The 17,838-nt window shown below is 62.2% G+C and carries 16 protein-coding genes; 6 read left to right on the top strand and 10 right to left on the bottom strand.

What is annotated here, in order from left to right; translation table 11 throughout:
• Nucleotides 1-53: 53 nt before the first annotated feature.
• Entirely contained in the window at nucleotides 54-1,049 is a 996-nt protein-coding gene (gene araD1 / locus BUC40_RS16845; protein ID WP_073267331.1) for an AraD1 family protein, read from the bottom strand.
• 113 nt (nucleotides 1,050-1,162) lie between these two features.
• Between araD1 and BUC40_RS16850 the strand changes: the two genes are divergently transcribed.
• On the top strand, nucleotides 1,163-2,083 hold the full coding sequence (locus tag BUC40_RS16850) for a LysR family transcriptional regulator (RefSeq protein ID WP_073267431.1): 921 nt from the start codon (nucleotides 1,163-1,165) through the stop codon (nucleotides 2,081-2,083).
• 132 nt (nucleotides 2,084-2,215) lie between these two features.
• Here BUC40_RS16850 and BUC40_RS16855 read toward each other — a convergent pair whose 3' ends face one another.
• On the bottom strand, nucleotides 2,216-3,205 hold the full coding sequence (locus BUC40_RS16855) for a TRAP transporter substrate-binding protein (RefSeq protein WP_073267332.1): 990 nt from the start codon (nucleotides 3,203-3,205) through the stop codon (nucleotides 2,216-2,218).
• A gap of 301 nt (nucleotides 3,206-3,506) precedes the next feature.
• On the opposite strand from BUC40_RS16855, the gene BUC40_RS16865 reads away from it, so the two are divergent.
• Nucleotides 3,507-4,628 (top strand): methyltransferase, encoded by a 1,122-nt coding sequence (locus BUC40_RS16865; RefSeq protein ID WP_073267432.1) that lies wholly within the window; start codon nucleotides 3,507-3,509, stop codon nucleotides 4,626-4,628.
• Nucleotides 4,629-4,647: 19 nt separating this feature from the next.
• Nucleotides 4,648-4,788 (top strand): hypothetical protein, encoded by a 141-nt coding sequence (locus tag BUC40_RS22925; protein WP_167369169.1) that lies wholly within the window; start codon nucleotides 4,648-4,650, stop codon nucleotides 4,786-4,788.
• Nucleotides 4,789-4,933: 145 nt separating this feature from the next.
• Here the strand turns inward: BUC40_RS22925 and BUC40_RS16870 are convergent, their stop codons facing one another.
• The 3 genes from BUC40_RS16870 to BUC40_RS16880 form a co-directional block, all read right to left on the bottom strand.
• A complete protein-coding gene (locus tag BUC40_RS16870) occupies nucleotides 4,934-6,253 on the bottom strand; it encodes a TldD/PmbA family protein (protein WP_073267334.1) in 1,320 nt (439 codons plus the stop codon).
• On the bottom strand, nucleotides 6,253-7,695 hold the full coding sequence (locus tag BUC40_RS16875; RefSeq protein WP_073267335.1) for a TldD/PmbA family protein: 1,443 nt from the start codon (nucleotides 7,693-7,695) through the stop codon (nucleotides 6,253-6,255). The genes BUC40_RS16870 and BUC40_RS16875 overlap by 1 nt, the downstream gene beginning before the upstream one ends.
• Nucleotides 7,696-7,793: 98 nt before the next feature.
• A complete protein-coding gene (locus BUC40_RS16880; protein WP_073267336.1) occupies nucleotides 7,794-8,357 on the bottom strand; it encodes a TetR/AcrR family transcriptional regulator in 564 nt (187 codons plus the stop codon).
• A gap of 175 nt (nucleotides 8,358-8,532) precedes the next feature.
• Between BUC40_RS16880 and BUC40_RS16885 the strand changes: the two genes are divergently transcribed.
• Complete coding sequence (locus BUC40_RS16885; RefSeq protein ID WP_139272202.1) at nucleotides 8,533-9,198, top strand: glutathione S-transferase; 666 nt, start codon at nucleotides 8,533-8,535, stop codon at nucleotides 9,196-9,198.
• A 316-nt stretch (nucleotides 9,199-9,514) separates the two neighbouring features.
• Here BUC40_RS16885 and BUC40_RS16890 read toward each other — a convergent pair whose 3' ends face one another.
• Nucleotides 9,515-10,429: an AraC family transcriptional regulator gene (locus tag BUC40_RS16890; protein ID WP_073267338.1), complete on the bottom strand. Its 915-nt coding sequence runs from the start codon at nucleotides 10,427-10,429 to the stop codon at nucleotides 9,515-9,517.
• Between the two features lie 203 nt (nucleotides 10,430-10,632).
• On the opposite strand from BUC40_RS16890, the gene BUC40_RS16895 reads away from it, so the two are divergent.
• Both BUC40_RS16895 and BUC40_RS16900 read left to right on the top strand, forming a co-directional pair.
• Nucleotides 10,633-11,781 carry an NADH-dependent flavin oxidoreductase gene (locus BUC40_RS16895; RefSeq protein WP_073267339.1) on the top strand — a complete coding sequence of 383 codons (1,149 nt, stop codon included), beginning with the start codon at nucleotides 10,633-10,635 and terminating at the stop codon, nucleotides 11,779-11,781.
• 157 nt (nucleotides 11,782-11,938) lie between these two features.
• Nucleotides 11,939-12,727 (top strand): transporter substrate-binding domain-containing protein, encoded by a 789-nt coding sequence (locus tag BUC40_RS16900; RefSeq protein WP_073267340.1) that lies wholly within the window; start codon nucleotides 11,939-11,941, stop codon nucleotides 12,725-12,727.
• Between the two features lie 61 nt (nucleotides 12,728-12,788).
• Here the strand turns inward: BUC40_RS16900 and BUC40_RS16905 are convergent, their stop codons facing one another.
• From BUC40_RS16905 to BUC40_RS16920, 4 genes are all read right to left on the bottom strand, one after another.
• Complete coding sequence (locus tag BUC40_RS16905) at nucleotides 12,789-14,933, bottom strand: TonB-dependent siderophore receptor (RefSeq protein ID WP_073267341.1); 2,145 nt, start codon at nucleotides 14,931-14,933, stop codon at nucleotides 12,789-12,791.
• A 268-nt stretch (nucleotides 14,934-15,201) separates the two neighbouring features.
• Nucleotides 15,202-15,351, bottom strand: coding sequence for a DUF2474 domain-containing protein (locus tag BUC40_RS16910; protein ID WP_374990497.1), 150 nt, complete (start codon nucleotides 15,349-15,351; stop codon nucleotides 15,202-15,204).
• Nucleotides 15,348-16,355 carry a cytochrome d ubiquinol oxidase subunit II gene (gene cydB / locus BUC40_RS16915; RefSeq protein WP_073267342.1) on the bottom strand — a complete coding sequence of 336 codons (1,008 nt, stop codon included), beginning with the start codon at nucleotides 16,353-16,355 and terminating at the stop codon, nucleotides 15,348-15,350. The genes BUC40_RS16910 and cydB overlap by 4 nt, the downstream gene beginning before the upstream one ends.
• A gap of 2 nt (nucleotides 16,356-16,357) precedes the next feature.
• Complete coding sequence (locus tag BUC40_RS16920) at nucleotides 16,358-17,803, bottom strand: cytochrome ubiquinol oxidase subunit I (protein WP_073267343.1); 1,446 nt, start codon at nucleotides 17,801-17,803, stop codon at nucleotides 16,358-16,360.
• Between the last annotated feature and the right edge of the window lie 35 nt (nucleotides 17,804-17,838).

Genomic DNA, 17,838 nt, shown 5'->3' on the forward strand with positions numbered 1-17,838 from the left:
GCCTCCTATTCAAAAACCAAGCGGGGCCTTGAGGCCCCGGGGTGAAATGCTGCTTAAAGTGCAGTCACGCCGCCCGGCTCGAGCGGCTCATCAGCCGCCACCAGCCCGTTGCGCAAAGGTGCGCCAAACTCGCTCATTTCGATTTCGAACGTATCGCCGGGCTGCGCCTGAATGCCGTCGGCATAGGACAGCGTAGCGGTGCCGAAGTAATGCACATGCACATCGCCCGGGCGCAGGAACTGCTGGTACTTGAAGTGGTGGAACTCCAGGTTCTCCAGGCTGTGACACATGTTCTCCTCACCGCTGAGAAACTCCTTCTCCCAGATGACCTCTCCACCACGATGAATGCGGCTGGTGCCGGCCAGGTGCGCCGGCAGCGCACCGACGCGCAGCTCCGGCCCGTAGGCGCAGGCGCGCAACTTGGAGTGCGCCAGGTACAGGTAACTGCGGCGCTCCAGCACATGGTCGGAGAATTCGTTGCCCAGCGCGTAGCCAAGGCGATAGGGCTTGCCGTCGTCACCAATCACATACAGGCCGACCAACTCGGGCTCCTCGCCGCCGTCTTCGGCGAACACCGGCACTGGCAGTTCGGCGCCGGGCCGCACCACGATGCTGCCATCGCCCTTGTAGAACCATTCCGGCTGCGCGCCGACCTTGCCGGCGCCCGGCTTGCCGCCCTCCAAGCCCCAGCGGAACATGCGCATGGTGTCGGTCAGGGTGGCTTCGTCCTGGCCCTTCTGCTGGTGCATCTTGTCACGGGTCGAAGCGCTGCCCAGATGCGTCAGGCCGGTGCCGCTGATCAGGCAATGGGCGGAGTCTTCGTGATCCAGCGGCGGCAGGATGCGCCCGCCCTGCTGCAATTCGGCATAAGCAGGGCCGGCTTCACTGCCGCGGCTCTCGACCTCGGCCTGCAGGCTGCGCCCGGCACGGATCGCCGCCAGCGCTAATTCGCGGGTACTGGCCACGCCACGCACGGTACGGATGGCATCGCCTTCGACAACGCCAACCTGACGCTGGCCGCTGGTGGTTTCGAACTGGATCAGTCGCATGGCTTATCTCTCTTGTCAGTCTTGCCCGAACGGGTACAGGGCAGACTTTACGAACTCAGCGCCAGCCTGCCTAATGACAGGCTCTGATCAAGCAATAACTGATGGTTATCACCATGCTCGCATCCCTCCCCGCTCTGGTATCCCGACTGCGCCTGAAACAGCTGCGCCTGCTGATCGCTCTCGACGAACAGGGCTCGCTGCACAAGGCCGCCGACGCCGTGGCGATCAGCCAGCCGGGCGCGACCAAGGCGCTCAACGAAATCGAATCGGCATTCGGCACGCGGCTGTTCACCCGTACCAGCCAGGGCCTGGAAGCCAATGATCTGGGGCGTTGTGCGATTCGCTACGCGCGGCTGATCCACAGCGACCTAGCGCACCTGCGCGAGGAGATGCTCGGCATCTTGCAGGGCCAGGGCGGGCGTTTGGTGGTTGGGGTGATCATGGGTGCGGTGCCGCACCTGACCCGCGCGCTGTCGCGGTTGCGCGCGCGGCAGCCGGAGCTGTCGGTGGAAATCGTCGAAGACACCAGCGCGCGGCTGCTCAGCCTGATCGACCAGGGCCGCCTGGATCTGGCGATCTGCCGGACGAGCGTGAGCCGCCGGCCGGATGATTACGACTGCCTGAGCCTGCATGACGAGCAGCTGAAAGTGGTGGCGAATCCCGCGCACCCACTGGCGAGCACGCCAGGCCTGAGCCTGGCACAGCTGGCGACCTACAGCTGGGTGGTGTTCCCGGCGAACATGCCGATGCGCCTGGTACTGGAGCGGGCGTTCAGCGATGCCGAACTGGAGTTTCCGCGCTACCCACTGGAAACCGCGTCGACCTTCGCCACCCTGATGCTGCTGCAGGAAGACCCGAACCTGGTGGCGCTGATGCCACGGGAAACCGCCCAGTCGGCGGCGCGCTCAGGCCAGCTCGCGTGCCTGGAGCTGGCCCAGGTGCTGCGCAGCGAGCCGTACGGCGTGATCAGCCGGCGTGGCTCGCCGCTGTCATCGCCGGCGCGTTTGCTACTGGAGGAGCTGCGCGCTTCGTAGTTGTAGGGTGGATCGGGGCGCGTAGCTGACGCTTTTTTCATCCACCATTGCGATTGCAGCGGTGGACGGGTCGGGCCGCGTAGGTGAAGCGTCGTCCACCCTACGAACTGCGTGACGAGCCGACAGAGGTGCTCAGCGCCGATTTACCGTCTGCGCGGCACGCAGCACATCAGCACCAATCTCCGTTTCGAAACGCTGCCACACCGGGCGCATCGCTTCGCGCCAGGCTTCGCGTTGCTCGTGGGTCAGGGTGATGATCTGCGCGCGACCGGCGGCGACCAGCTGCTCGCGGCTCTTGCGGTTCAGCTCCTCGGCGTCCTGGTTCACCTTGAAGCTGACTTCTTCGATGATCGCTTCCAGCTGCGTGCGCACCTGGTAGGGAATGCTGATCCAGAACTTGGAATTGCTGATCAGCATGTAGTTGAGCGAGCCATGGTTGGTCTCGGTGATGAACGGCTGCACGCTGTCGAGCTTCTGGCTGGCCAGGTTCGACCAAGGGTTTTCCGCACCTTGCACGGTGCCCTTCTGCAACGCCGCCAGGGTTTCGCTAAAGGCCATCTTGCTAGTGGTGGCGCCCAGTTCGGCGAACTGCGCCTCCAGCACTGGCGACGGCTGAATACGGAAGTTCAGACCCTTGGCATCGGCCGGTGCTTTCAACGCGCGGGTGGCGGAAAGCTGCTTCATGCCGTTGTTCCAGTACGCCAGCCCGTAAATGTCGTAGCCCGCCATGGAGCGCAGCAGCTCGCGGCTCTTCTCACGCTTCTGAAAGCGTTTCACTGCCTCCAGATCGTCGAACAGGAACGGCAGGTCGAACACCTGCAGTTGCTTGGTGTAGGCATCAAACTTGGATAGCGACGGCGCCAGCATCTGCACCTTGCCGTCACGCAGCGCCTGCAGCTCGTCCGCATCACCGAACAGCGTGGAGTTCGGGTACACCTCGACCTTCACCTTGTCGCCCAGGCGCTGTTCGACGAGCTGCTTGAAAAGCAGCGCACCGCGGCCTTTCGGAGTGTCTTCGGCGACCACGTGAGAGAACTTGATGACGATGGGCTCGGCGGCGGAAACCGGCGTGCAGATCAGCAGCATGGCTGACAGAGCGAGGGTGACAACGGACTTGAACATGCAACACCTTGGCAATAGCAGACAGAGGCGCATGCGTAGGCAGGCACCTGGGGAAATTGGGGTTTCGGATGACCTCGTTGAGGTCGCTGTCGGCTATGCCCAGCGCAGCGCGCAGGTGTCCGACTATTATTGGAGGGCTGCGGCGACGGCTCAGGCAAACGCGACCGTGGTGCAGGGCCGCGATTCTTGTCGATAGTACCCGGCGGAACAAGCGGCAATAACGCCAACTACTGCACAGCTTGAAGATTCAATGCCCGCGGCGTGGCAGAATGCGCCCCGCCACGCCCATCACGAGATCAGCATGTCGTCGTCTTTCGTCACACCGTTCGCCACCCTTGAGCTGCAGCGCCAGCCCGAACAACCCGGCATGCCGCTACAGGCCTTCGATGCCGCCGATGCCTACCTGCTCGAACAGGTGCAGAGCCTGCCGGACGGTGCACGCGTGCTGTTGCTCAACGACAGTTTCGGCGCCCTCGCCTGTGCCCTGGCCGGGCGTGCTCAGGTAACCAGCAGCGGCGACTCGCACCTCGGCTACCTGGCGCTGCGCCTCAACCTCGCGCGCAACGGCCTAGCTGAAGACGCGGTGACCTTCATCCCTGCCAGCGAGCCGATGAACGGGCCATTCGACGTGGTGCTGATCCGCGTGCCGAAAACCCTGGCGCTGCTGGAAGAACAGCTGATCCGCCTGCACGGCAGGCTCGCGCCAGGCGCCCAGGTGATCGCCGGCGCGATGATCAAGCATCTGCCCCGCGCGGCTGGTGACCTGCTGGAGAAATATGTCGGCACGGTGCAGGCCTCGCTGGCGGTGAAAAAAGCCCGTCTGCTGCATGCCACACCTGAGGCAAAGCCGGCAACGCAGTCGCCCTACCCGACCCGCTACCGCCTAGACAAACCGGCGCTGGAGCTGAGCAACCACGCCAACTTGTTCTGCCGCGAGGGGCTGGATATCGGCACCCGTGCTTTTCTGCCGCACCTGCCGCGCCACCTGGATAATCGACGGGTGGCTGACCTGGGCTGCGGCAACGGCGTGTTGGGCATCGCCTATGCGATGAGCAGCCCTGGCGCCGAGCTGATACTGGTGGACGAGTCCTATATGGCAGTGCAGTCCGCCGCCGAGAACTGGCGGGCGGCCCTAGGCGAACGCCCGGTGACCATTCGTGCCGATGATGGCCTGGCCGAGCAGGCCGAAGACTCGCTGGACCTGGTGCTGTGCAACCCGCCCTTCCACCAGCAGCAGGTGGTCGGCGACTTCCTCGCCTGGCGCATGTTCCAGCAGGCGCGCAGCGCGCTGGTTACCGGTGGCGAACTGTGGATAGTCGGCAACCGCCACCTGGGTTATCACACCAAACTGTCGCGGCTGTTCCGCGGTGTCGAGCAGGTGGCGGCCACGCCGAAGTTCGTGGTGCTGAAGGCGACGAAGTAGGCAGTGGCACGGAGAGTCAATGAACATCCCACCGAAAAAGCGCGATGGGCGGCGACAGGAACTTTTGCTTGCTCTCGCACGCGGCGAACAGGCGATTGTAGAAAATCGCATTCACAGTCACGCCCAAGCTAAAAAGAAGTTGGGGCGCTGGCTTAATTAATCTCGCACTCGCCTTATGAAATCTGAGATGCCACGTCGTTTCCCCGGGTATCGCTGCGCTCAACGCCGGGCTACCGGAGCGTTGCGCCCTCGTAGCCTGCGATTGAGCGCAGCGATACCCAGGAAATTCTCGAATAACCAGCCGCTCACAATGTCAGCGTAAACCGCGACAGCAAGGCGCCGGGCAGCGCCATCGAGCTGGTCTGCCGCGCGCCGTAGGTGCCGCTGGGCAGCAGCAGCTCTGGATCGCGGGTCAGAGCTTCCAGGTTCGCGCCTAGGAAGTCGAACAGCGAGTCGTCGAAGCGCATGGTATCCACGGGCGCCTGGATACGGCCATCTTCGACCCAGAAGGTGGCGAAGCGGGTCATGCCGGTCAGGCGCCCGGCCGGCAGGTCGGAGAAGTTGGCGTACCACAGGTTGCCGATATACAGCCCGGTGCCGAGGCGCTGCAGGATCTCGCCCTCCTCCAGCTCGCCGCCGTGCAGGTGCAGCGAGAACGGGTACTCGCCGCTGCCCGCGCCGTTGGCGATCAACCCATGTTCGGCGGCGCTGCGCGAGCTGACCAGGCGCTCGCCCGGTTTGCCCTGGCTGACCAGGCGCAGCGGCTGGCGCGGCCCCTCACGGGTGAAGGCTGGCGCCAGGCCGCCTTCGATGCGCTCGTCGAGCGTCACCTTGTCGCTCAGGCTGGCGCTGCCGGCGAACAGCCTTTGCAGCGGGCTGCCGCCGGTGGCCAGCGCTTCGGCAGAAAAGCCCCAGGCGAACAGCCCGAACAATTCCTCCAGTGCCGCGGGGGTCAGGTAGGCGCGGTACGCACCCGGCTTCAGCTCATGGGCGGGCTTGCCCAGGTGTTCCAGTTGCTCGCGGGCGAAGGCCAGCTTGCGGGCAAAGGCCTGGGTGTCCCATCGCTCGCCGGCGTAGCTGCTTTTCACTGCCTGACCATTCTCGTGGAACAGGCTGAATTCGAAATTGAAGCTGCTCGCTGCATGCCAGCCGAAAGCGCCCCAGGAACTGGCAAAGCCCTGGTATTGCGGCCCGGCAGCGTAGAAGCCGACCAGATCCAGCCCAGCCGAAGCCTCTACGATCTGCGCGATGGCCGCATCGCTCTGCTGAACTGCCTCGCCCGCCGCCGTCTCGCTGCGCCAGGCCTCGCGGTTCAGGCGCAGGTAGGGGTCATCGACCAGTGTCGGCAATACCGCACGCAGGCGCTGCAACGCCTGGTCGAGGCGCGGGCGGTCATCGTCGATCACCCCACTCAGGGCCAGTTCGAAGTCGCCATGCCGCTCGCCCTGATACAGCGCCAGGGTGGCGTACACCTGCTGCACCTGGCCGGCCTGACGCACGCGGGCGTGGTTGAAGCGGATGAAGTCCGAGGCCTCGGCCTGGTACTCCAGGGTAAAGCCCTCGCCGGCCTGCAGTTCGGCGTTCAGGTGCGCGAGCAGCGCCTCGAAATGCTGACGTGCGTTCATCAGGCGGCCCCTCCAAATACGTCGACATCGGCGAACACGCACGCCGGCGTGGCGTGCCCGACGCGGATCACCTGGTTCGGTTCGCCCTTGCCGCAATAAGGCGTGCCCAGCACCTCGAAGGTACTGGCGTCGCCCACCGCCTTGAGGTTGCGCCAGAACTGCGCGGAGATGCCGCGGTAGTTGGGGTTCTTCACCACGCCCTTGAGCTCACCGTTCTCGATCAGCCGGCCCCACTCGCAGCCGAACTGGAATTTGTTGCGCGCATCATCGATCGACCAGGAGCGGTTGTTACTCATCAGAATGCCGCGCTCGATACCGCCGATCAGCTGCTCCAGGCGCTGCGTGCCGGGCTCGACATTGAGGTTGGCCATGCGGTCGAGAGTCGGGCGGTTCCAGCTGCAGGCACGGCTGTTGGCCACGCCTTCGAGCCCGCTGCGCCATTGCGACAGCGCACCGCCAAGCGGCCGCTGCAGCACGCCCTCGCGGATCAGGTATTCGCGCTGCGCCGGCGTGCCGTCGTCGTCATGCCGATAGCTGGCCAACTCGCCCGATACCGTCGGGTCGAAGGTCACGTTGAGCAGCGGCGAGCCGTACTGATAGCGGCCGAAATCCTCCTGGCGGATAAAGCTGGTGCCGGCGAAATTGCGCTCGTCACCCAGGATGCGATCGAGCTCCAGCGGATGACCGATGGACTCGTGGATCTGCAGGATCATCTGGTCCGGCATCAGCAGCAGATCACGGTGACCGCTCGGCGTATTGGGCGCCAGCAGCAGTTGCAGCGCCTCGTCGGCAATACGGCTGGCGGTGCCGACCACACCCAGTTCATCGATCACCTCGGCACCGCCCTGACGCGCCAGGTGGGTGCCGCCGAAACTGCGGCTCTGGCTGTCGGCGCCATCGCTGGCGGTAACGCCCAGTTGCGGGAAGACGTAATGCTGAGCGCGGCGCAAACGGGCGCCGACGCTGTTCAGGTAAATCTGCTCGGTAGCGGTAAAGGTCAGCCCTGCGTACCAGTCCACCAGCCTTTCATCGCGCGGCACCCGCGCCGACTCGGCCGCCAGCAGTTCGTACCAGTGCGCCGGGCTGGCCAGGCTGCGCCGGTAGCCAGGCATCACGTCATCGGCCTGCCCATGGGGCACCGGCAGCTCATGCAGATCGAGCAGATTGCGCCCCGCCAATTGCCGCGCCAGCGCCTCGGCTTTGTCGAGCGCCGCCTGCAACCCGGCCTGGCTGAGATCGCTGGTCGCCGCATAGGCTTCTACCCCAGCCACCCGCACACTGAGCATGGCGCCCGCATCGTCCGAGAACGACGGTGCCCGCGCCACATTGCGCCGCACCCAATAGCGCTCGGTGGTTTCCCGCACATGGCGCAGCGACCAGAAATCGGCGGTGGAGTGCAGGGCGGCGAAGCGGTGTTGAAGGGTTTCGCTGATGGCGAACATGGGACACCCTTTGAATGACGGCAAAGAGGGGCAGTCTAACAACCCCACAAGGCTACACGTGACAGGGGCTGTTCCGTGTCAGCTGCAATGCCTGCAACTCAGGCCGGCAGAAGCCCAGACTTCCGATAACCCTCCATGAGCGAGTCGAACAACTCGATATCGGCGCGGCTGCGGGCCATGAGCTGAGCACCGGCAACGGCAGCAAAAATAGCGTTTGCTCGCTCCTCGCACGCGGCAGGATCGCCGAGCCCGGCCGCGAGCAGCACCTTGGAAAGCCAGGCCACGTTCACGGTGGCGAACGCCTGCACCTCGCTCTTCACTTGCGAGGGAAGGTCTTCGTACTCCGCGGCCATGAAGCTGCAGAGGCACAACCTGTTCTCGCTCTCAAGCGCCCTTCGAAAAATCGAGGGATACCGTCGCAGGCATTCAAGCTGGCTGTCAGCCCCTTCCAGCATCGCCTGCAGTTCGGCTGCGGTGTCTTCCCAGTAGCGCCTGGCTACCGCAGAACCGAGATCGGCCTTGCTGGGAAAGTGGTAGTAGATGCTCGCGCTCTTGATACCGACTGCAGCCGCCAGGTCACGGAAATTCAGTCCGTTGTAGCCATGGGACTGCGCTGCCTGCTTGGCAGCAGCCAGGATGGCCTCTTTTGCGTTTGCACTCACGCATCACCTCACCGGTTGGAAGATGACAGGAATGCTAACCGCAACCCACAAACCTGCCAACTGATAGATAGGCATTGACAGCAGGTATAAACCGCCTATAAATATGCCTACCAACTGATAGATAGGTATTCATATGAACACTACACATCCTCACGCCGACGCCTGCCAATTGCCGATGAAAATCTACGACTGGTACAACGGCCCCTACCCGGCACGAGTTCGCATAGCGCTCGCAGAGAAAGGCCTTCTGCAAAAGGTTGATTTCGTGTCGATCAACCTCTGGAAAGGTGAGCACAAGACGCCTGAGTTTCTCGAGATAAACTACTCGGGCACGCTTCCGGTTCTGGAGCTGGAGGACGGCACCCGCATCGCGGAATGCACGGCTATCACCCAATATCTGGACGACCTGGACGACCTGGACGGCTCACCCACGCTTACCGGCAAAACCGCCGTTGAGAAAGGTCTGATCCACATGATGACCAAGCGCGCCGAAATCGAGTTTCTCGATGCCGTGAGCGTGTACTTTCACCATGCCACCCCGGGCCTGGGCCCACACGTTGAGCTCTATCAGAATGAGGAATGGGGCCTGCGCATGCGCGACAAGGCCGTACGAGGCATGCGCTATTTCAATGAGGTATTGAAGAGCCAGCCATTCGTTGCTGGGGCGTCGTTTTCCATGGCAGATATCGCCGTGATCGGCGGCATGATTTTCTCGACGCTCGTGGAGCTATCGATCCCCGAGGAGTGCGAAGCGCTTCGCGAATGGTACGCCCGGATGCAAAATCGCCCAAGCGTAGCTGCGTGGGCCGCAATGGTTGAAAAAGGCGAGCCATTAAGTTGATCGTTACGGCTAGCCACAGGATGGCCTGAGATACGCGGCAAGACACGAAGGCGGACAACACGAAGCTTGTCCGCCTCTTTCAAAAGGCCTGGCGGCAGCTGACCAGCTCGCCCGTAGCCGTCGGGTCGAAGGTCACGTTGAGCAATGGTGAGCCGTACTGCCAGCTGCTCGGCCCGCTCCAACGCGGCCTGCAACCCGGCATGGCTTTTCAGCGCGGTGAAGCGGCGTTGCAGGGTATCGCAAAGGGCGAACATCGAGCCTCAGGCAAAGGAGGCCAGTATGAGAACCCCGCAGTGCGATCAACCACGCAGTATTCTCAGTAGGCATGGCCCTCTCTCAGCCCTCGCACCCGCTTTATATCGCGGTTCGGCGGGTAGCCGAATAAACGGCTGTACTCGCGGCTGAACTGGGAGGCGCTCTCATAGCCGACACGGGTAGCTGCGCTCCCGGCATCCAGGTGTTCATTGAGCATCAGTTGCCGGGCATCGAGCAGGCGCAGGTTTTTCAGATACTGCAGGGGGCTCATGCCGACCACAGCACGAAAATGCTGACGAAATGTCGACGGGCTCATGTGTGCTCTAGCCGCCAAGTCATCCATCGGTACGCTCTCGGTGTAATGCTGCTTGAGCCAGGCAACGACCTTGGCCACTTGCTGGCTCGGCGAGCCCACCGCAATCAGACGGCGCAGGCTGGGGCCATGCCCGCCAATGAGCAAGCGAACCACGATCTCCTGCTGGATCAGCGGTGCGATGGAGGAAATCAGCGCCGGCTCGGCCAGTAGCCGGATCAGCCTGGTCAACGCCTCCTGCAGCCCAGTATCCAGCGCTGCCAGGGATATTCCGCGCCCTGCTGAAGCCTGAATAGGCGTCGCAAACTCCATTTCCGCTGCCACCTGGGCAATCATTCGTGCATCCAGTTGCAACCACATGCCGAGGAAAGGCTCTGCCGAACTGGCGCGAGTGACATAGGCGACCACGGGCATGTCCACAGTGGTGATCAGCGTTTGCCCTGGGCCGTAGTCGAATATCTCGTCGCCCAGCATCAACCGCTTGCCGCCCTGCACGATCAGCGCCAGGCCCAGACCGTAGATACAGGGCATAGGCTCAGTAGTGGAACTGCAGCGGCGCATCTTCAGCGTCGGAATCGCAGTGTCGTAGTCCCCATCAAATTGGGCAATTTCCGCAATCAAATCGGAAAGTCTGTCGATACCCGCGCCAGCCTTAAGCGTCATTTAAATCCCCATTAAATTGGTCGCCCACCATTGACCTAGATGAAAAAAGCTTAGCAGCGCGTCGAACAAGCCACTCGACAAACGAGCGATCCTCATCAAATCAGGCAAAAATCAAAACGATTCCGGCAACCGCCCAGCATCCCTTCGCCGTGATACTGCCCCCCAACCACGATGCCCTATTCAGCTCACGGAGATGCAGTGCTATGACGTCTAGCGAATCGAGGCTGTTCCAGCCTCTGACTTTCAACAATGGCCTGACCATGCGCAACCGCGTCGTCATGGCACCGATGACCACATGGTCGGCAAACCCCGACGGCACCCTCTCCGCACAAGAGCTCGCCTACTACCGCGCTCGCGTCAAAGGCGTTGGCCTGGTGATTACCGGCTGCACCCACGTAACGCCAGACGGCATCGGCTTCACCGACGAGTTTGCCAGCTACGATGACAGCTTTACCCCCAGCCTGCGCAGCCTCGCCGAGGCAGCCAAGAGCGGTGGTGCGCCGGCGATCCTGCAGATATTTCACGCCGGCAACAAAGCCTTGCCGAACCTGGTACCCGATGGCCGCGTAGTCAGCGCCAGCGCACTCAAGGTGCCACCGAGCCCATTCAACAACGCCGAAGTGACCAGCGATGCACTGAGCGAAACAGAAGTCGAGACGATCATCAAAGCCTTCGGTGAAACCGCTCGCCGCGCCATCGAGGCCGGTTTCGACGGCATCGAGCTGCATGGCGCGCATGGCTTCCTCATCCAGAACTTCTTCTCGCCCCTGTATAACCAGCGCGACGATCAGTGGGGCGGCTCGCTTGAAAACCGCATGCGTTTCCCCTTGGCCGTGGTGCAGGAAGTGCAGCGCGTCATCGCCGAGCACGCCAGGCAGCCGTTCCTGCTGGGCTACCGCATATCGCCGGAAGAATCGGAAGAATGCGGGCTGCGCATCGACGACAGCTTCGTGCTGATCGACAGACTGATTGAGGCTGGTATCGATTACCTCCATGCCTCGCTCTTCAACATCCCGCATGCCCGCCCAATAGGCCATGAGCGCACGACCGCCGAGCTGCTCGCCGAGCATGTCGGTAAGCGCCTGCCGCTGATTGCTGCGGGCCTTATCCGCACGCCCGAGGACGCGGAGCAAGCGCTGAACGTCGGCCTGTCACTGGTCGCCGTCGGCCAGGGCCTGGTGATGAATCCAACGTGGGTGGAACTCGCAAGCCAAGGCAAAGCAGCCGAGATTGCCACCGCGCTCGACCCCAAGCTCGTGCCGAACCTGGTGATCCCTGACAAGCTGTGGGGCGTCATCCAGATGGCGAAGGGCTGGTTCCCTCTTGTCGAGGACACCCCCACAAGCGCCTGATGGATGCCGGATTGGTGGACAACGCGAAGCTTGTCCGCCTTTTTCAGAGCACCTGATGCAGAACACGCCCCCTTCTCTGGGCCTTGCTCCAGCCATGCTCTTGTCCTTACCTTGTCCGCTCGCTTTACCCCGCCCTCAACCGCGAGCCTCATCCACCATGAAAAATCTAAAAATCAGCGCCATCACCACCTTGCTTATCGGCCTGTCGGGTTTTGCCCAGGCTCAGGAATCGCCATCGCACCTGGACAAGGTGCTGGAGAAGGGACAATTGGCGGTGTGCACCACCGGCGATTACAAGCCCTACACCTTTCTGCGCCAGGACGGCGGGTACGAAGGCATCGATATCGAGATGGCACAGTCTCTCGCGCAAAGCCTGGGGGTGAAGGTGCAGTGGGTGCCGACCACCTGGAAAACCCTGATGCCGGATATGGTGGCGGGTAAGTGCGATATCGGCATGGGCGGTATTTCGGTGACGCTGGAGCGCCAGAAGAAGGCCTTTTTCAGCAGCACTCTGGATGTGGACGGAAAAATCCCGCTGGTGCGCTGTGAAGACGTTTCGCGTTACCAGACCATCGAGCAGATCAACAAGCCAGAGGTACGCCTGATCGAGCCGGCCGGCGGCACTAACGAAGCCTTCGCGCGAGCCTATCTGCCAGAGGCTCAGCTGAACTTCCACGACAACAAGACCATCTTCCAGGAGCTGCTGGATAAGCGCGCCGACGTGATGATCACCGACTCATCCGAGGCCCTGTATCAGCAGAAGCGCATGCCCGGCCTCTGCGCCGTCAATCCGACGAATTACATGCAATACGGCGAAAAGGCCTACCTGCTGCCGCGCGACGATATGACCTGGAAAAGCTATGTCGATCAGTGGCTGCACCTGAGCAAGGCTACCGGCGCGTATCAGAAGACGCTTGGTCACTGGCTGGCGGTGCCAGGGCAGTAACGATCAATAAAAGACACCCGGTACACCATCGTGGCGTACCGGGTTGATGAACAGCGAAGGATCAGAAGTTGTAAGCCACGGTACCGGTCACGGTGCGGCGGTTGCCGGTGAAGCAGTCACCACGGGCCAGGCAGGTGGTGTAGTAGGTTTCGTCTGCGAGGTTGGTGGCGTTCACGCTGAAGTCCCAGTTCTGGTACTGGTAGCCGAGCATGGCGTCGAACAGGGTGGTGGATGGGGTTTTCAGGTCGTCCTGGCCATCCCAGCTCGCCCCAACATAACGCACGCCAGCACCGACGCTGAAGCCCGGAATACCGGCAACACTGAAGCGGTGCTTGCTCCAGACCGAGGCCATGTTGTCCGGCACGCTCTCGATCCGCTTGCCCTTGTTGACCGCCTCGCCTTCCAGCGTCTCGGTATCGAGCTTGGTGTAGGTGCCGATCAGATCCCAGTTGGAGGTAACTTCAACCTGCGCTTCCAACTCAAGGCCGCGAACGCGGGTTTCGCCACTTTGCAGGGTGTTGTTCGGATCATTGGGGTCAGACATCTGACGGTTCTTTTCGCGCAGGTCGAAAACCGCCGCTGTGTACAAGCTGTTGCTACCTACCGGCTGGTACTTGATCCCCATTTCCCACTGTTCGCCTTCAAGCGGTTTGTAAGGCGTCAAACCGTTGTTCAAACCGATCACCGGCTGGAACGACTCGCTGTAGCTGATGTACGGCGCAACGCCGTTGTCGAACAGGTAGGTCAGGCCAGCGCGACCGGTTGTAGCGTCATCCTTCTGCGCACGGCTGCCTTCGGTCTTGTTGTCTGCCCAGTCCCTGCGCAGGCCCAAGGTTAGCAACCAGTTTTCGTAGCGAATCTGATCCTGGACATACAAGCCCTGCTGCACCACGCGCTGCTCCGGATTGTCGCTCAACGTGATATCCGAACCGTCGTAACCCGTGTAGATCGGGTTGTACAAGTCGAGTGCCCCCGGATCGCCTCCACCAACTTTTTCGTTGGCCACCGAATGCTGGTAGTCGGTGCCGATCAGCAGTGTGTGTTGCACCGCACCCGTATCGAAGCGGGCCTCACCCTGGTGATCGGCCGTCCACATTTTCACTTCCGGTTTGGAGATGGACGATACGCGATTGATCGTGCGGCCGTCCGCCTCGTATACCCAAGGCCACCCATAAACCGTCTGGTAGCTGGCTTTGCTCTTCTGCCAACGCAGGTTCTGGCGCACAGTCCAGGTGTCATCCAGGCGCCAGGAGAAATTGGAAGTCAGCGCGACCTGCTCGGTGTCGTACTCATCGAAGCCCGGTTCACCGGCGAAGGTGCTGCTGCTCAGGCGGCCGCCGCGGCCTTTATAGAGCGTGCCCTCGTGGGGCAGAAACTGCGAGGAAGATACCGAATCGTCCTTCTGCACGTTGGCCAAGACGGTCCATTCGATGTCGTCGTTCGGCTTCCAGGTCAGCGACGGCATCAGCAGCGAACGGTTGTCGTGCACGTGATCCACCTGCGAACCCGAATCGCGTTTGATCGCCACCACGCGGTACAGCAGGGTGCCGTCTTCATTCAGCGGGCCGGTGGTATCGATGGCCAGCTGCTTGCGGTCGAAGGTGCCGTATTGCGCCTGAATCTGAGTTTTCTGTTCCGCCTGTGGGCGCTTGCTGACCATATTCACCAGGCCACCCACCGGGCTTTGACCATAGAGCATGGACGACGGGCCCTTGAGCACCTCGATGCGCTCCAGAGTGAACGGGTCAACACGCGTGTTGTTGTAGTAACCGACGCCCTGCTGCAGGCCATCGAGGAACATGGCAGGCGAAGTGCCGCGCACCATCACGGAGTCGACACGGCTGTCGAGACCGAACGCCTCGCCGCGCACGCCGGCGGTATAACGCAGGGCATCCTGCACGGTCAGCGAGCCCTGATCGCGAATGCGGTCAGCGGTTATCACACTGATCGACTGGGGAATTTCCGTGATCGGCACATCGGTTTTGGTACCGCTGACACTGCGGGTAGCCACATAGCCCTTCACAGGGTCACTGGCGCGCTCGTCTTGAGGGGTAGCGATGATGCTTTGCGGCTGCAGCTCGATGGTTTCGGGAGAGCTTTCTTCAGCACCGACAACCAGGGAAAAGGCGGCAACGGGAATGCCCAGCGTGGCAGCAGAGATAGAGCGGGCAAGGCATCGACGAACAGAATTTATGGAGGCAGACATTGCGCATCTCGATCAGAAGCGGGAGAAATTGAATGCGCATGATATTGATAAGAATTACTGTTTAAAACAAAAATAACGCACGAAGGATCCTCTGCACTGCTCTAGGGTCACTCACCCAAGCGCCGCAAAGCCCGAACTCGACTCCATTACTCAGCAGAAGATCGTTCTCACGTTGAACGTGGGAATGCATCAGTAGGACGCTACGCCTCTTGCGGCGCAGAGCGCCACAAGAGGTGTTCCTACGCAGAGCATAGGAACGCCCCCTCCCCTACGGCGTACTCAACCCGGCCGCATTCATGAATAGCCGCAACAGATACGACACCAGCCCGAGGCTCAGCACGCTGACCGTCCAGATGCCGGCCAGCCAGGCGATGCGTTGCCAGAGGGGTTTCTTCTCGGTGGGTTTGCCTAGCATCAGTGGTACCCCTGATCCGGTGTGACCTTGCCGCGGAATACGTAGTAGCTCCAGGCGGTGTAGACGAGGATGAACGGGATGATGAACAGCGCGCCGATCAGTGCGAAGCCCTGGCTTTGCGGGGGCGCGGCGGCCTGCCAGATGGTCAGCGAGCCGGGCACTATGTTCGGCCACAGGCTGATGCCGAGGCCGCTGTAGCCGAGGAAGATCAGCACCAGGGTCAGCACGAACGGCTTGCTGTTGTCGTGGTTGGCCACCGAGCGCAGCAGGTAGAAGAAACTCGCCAGTACCAGCAGCGGCACGGGGGCGAACCAGAACAGATTGGGCACCGTGAACCAGCGCTCGGCGATGCTCGCCTGGGACAGCGGCGTCCACAGGCTGACGATGCCGATCACGATCAGCAACAGCAGCGCCAGCGGGCGGGCCATGTTGTGCATCTGCCCCTGCAGGCGCCCTTCGGTTTTCATGATCAGCCAGGTGCAGCCGAGCAGCGCGTAGGCGGCGAGCAGCGCTACGCCGCAGAACAACGGGAACGGCGCCAGCCAGTCCAGCGAGCCGCCGGCGAACACCCGGTTTTCCACCGGGATGCCTTCGATAAACGCGCCCAGTGCCACGCCCTGGAAGAAGGTCGCGGCGACCGAGCCGCCGATAAAGGCTTTATCCCAGATGTGCCGTTTGTGGTCACGGGCCTTGAAGCGAAACTCGAAGGCCACGCCGCGAAACACCAGCCCCAACAGCATGAGCATCAGCGGCAGGTAGAGGGCACTGAGCACCACCGAGTAGGCCAGTGGGAAGGCGGCGAACAGCCCCGCACCGCCCATTACCAGCCAGGTTTCGTTGCCGTCCCACACGGGCGCCACGGTGTTCATCATCACGTCGCGCTCGCTCTTGTCCGGCACGAACGGAAAGAGGATGCCGATGCCCAGGTCGAAGCCGTCCATGATCACGTACATCATCACGCCAAAGACGATGATCACCGCCCAGATGACTGAAAGATCGATACCCATGCTCATGCCCTCCCGTTCGCGTCTGCGTTGCCGTGGTCACCGTCATCCAGTCCCTCTTTGGGCGCCGAGAGTGGCCGTGCAGGTGTGTGCTGAGTACCTGGCCCACCCTCGTTTTGGTGATCACCTTCGCCAGTGACCGGCCCTTTGCGCACCAGGCGCATCACGTAGCTCATGCCGGCGCCGAACACGGCGAAGTAGACGACCACGAACAGCACCAGGGTGATGCCCAGTTGCGCGGCGCTGTGCATCGACACGCCATCGGCGGTGCGCATCAGCCCGTAGACCACCCACGGCTGGCGGCCGATCTCGGTGGTGAACCAGCCAGCGAGAATGGCGATCAGCCCGGACGGCCCCATCCACAGGCAGAAGTACAGGAACGGCCGCGACTGGAATAGCTGGCCGCGCCAGCGCAGCCACAGGCTCCATACGCCAGCCAAGATCATCAGCATGCCCATGGCGACCATCACCCGGAACGACCAGAACACGATGGTCGAGTTGGGCCGGTCTTCCTTGGCGAATTCCTTGAGCGCCGGCACCTGCTTGTCCAGGCTGTGGGTGAGGATCAGGCTGCCGAGGTACGGCACCTCGATCTTGAAGCGAGTCTCCTCGCGCTCCATGTCCGGCCAGCCGAAAAGGATCAGCGGTGTCGGCTCGCCGGAGCTGTTGTCCCAGTGGCCTTCGATGGCGGCGATCTTCGCCGGTTGATGCTTGAGCGTGTTAAGACCGTGGAAGTCGCCGATCACTGCCTGGATCGGTGCGACCAGCAGGGCCATCCACAGGGCCATGGAGAACATCTTGCGCATCGCCGGGGTGTCGCGGCCGCGCAGCAGGTGCCAGGCCGCCGAAGCGCCGACGAAGAACGCGGTGGCGAGAAACGCGGCGGTGGCCATATGCGCCAGGCGATAGGGGAACGACGGGTTGAAGACCACCGCGAACCAGTCCACCGGGATCACCCGGCCATCGACGATCTCGAAACCCTGGGGCGTCTGCATCCAGCTGTTGGAAGCAAGAATCCAGAAGGTCGAGATCAGCGTGCCGACCGCCACCATGATCGTCGAGAAGAAGTGCAGCCCAGGCCCAACGCGGTTCCAGCCGAACAGCATCACGCCGAGAAAGCCGGCTTCGAGGAAGAACGCGGTGAGCACTTCGTAGGCCAGCAGTGGCCCCGTGACCGAGCCGGCGAAGTCCGAGAAGGCGCTCCAGTTGGTGCCGAACTGGTAGGCCATCACCAGGCCGGAAACCACGCCCATACCGAAGTTGACGGCGAAGATCTTCGCCCAGAAATGGTACAGGTCGCGGTATACCGTTTGCCCGGTCTTCAGCCACAGGCCTTCGAGCACCGCCAGGTAACTGGCCAGGCCGATGGTGATGGCCGGAAAGATGATGTGGAAAGAAATGGTGAAGGCGAACTGGATGCGCGCGAGATCCAAAGCCTCTAGGCCGAACATGGACGTGCCCCTCGATCAGAGTTAGTTATCGACTT

This window comes from Phytopseudomonas punonensis (assembly GCF_900142655.1).
Lineage (GTDB): Bacteria > Pseudomonadota > Gammaproteobacteria > Pseudomonadales > Pseudomonadaceae > Aquipseudomonas > Aquipseudomonas punonensis.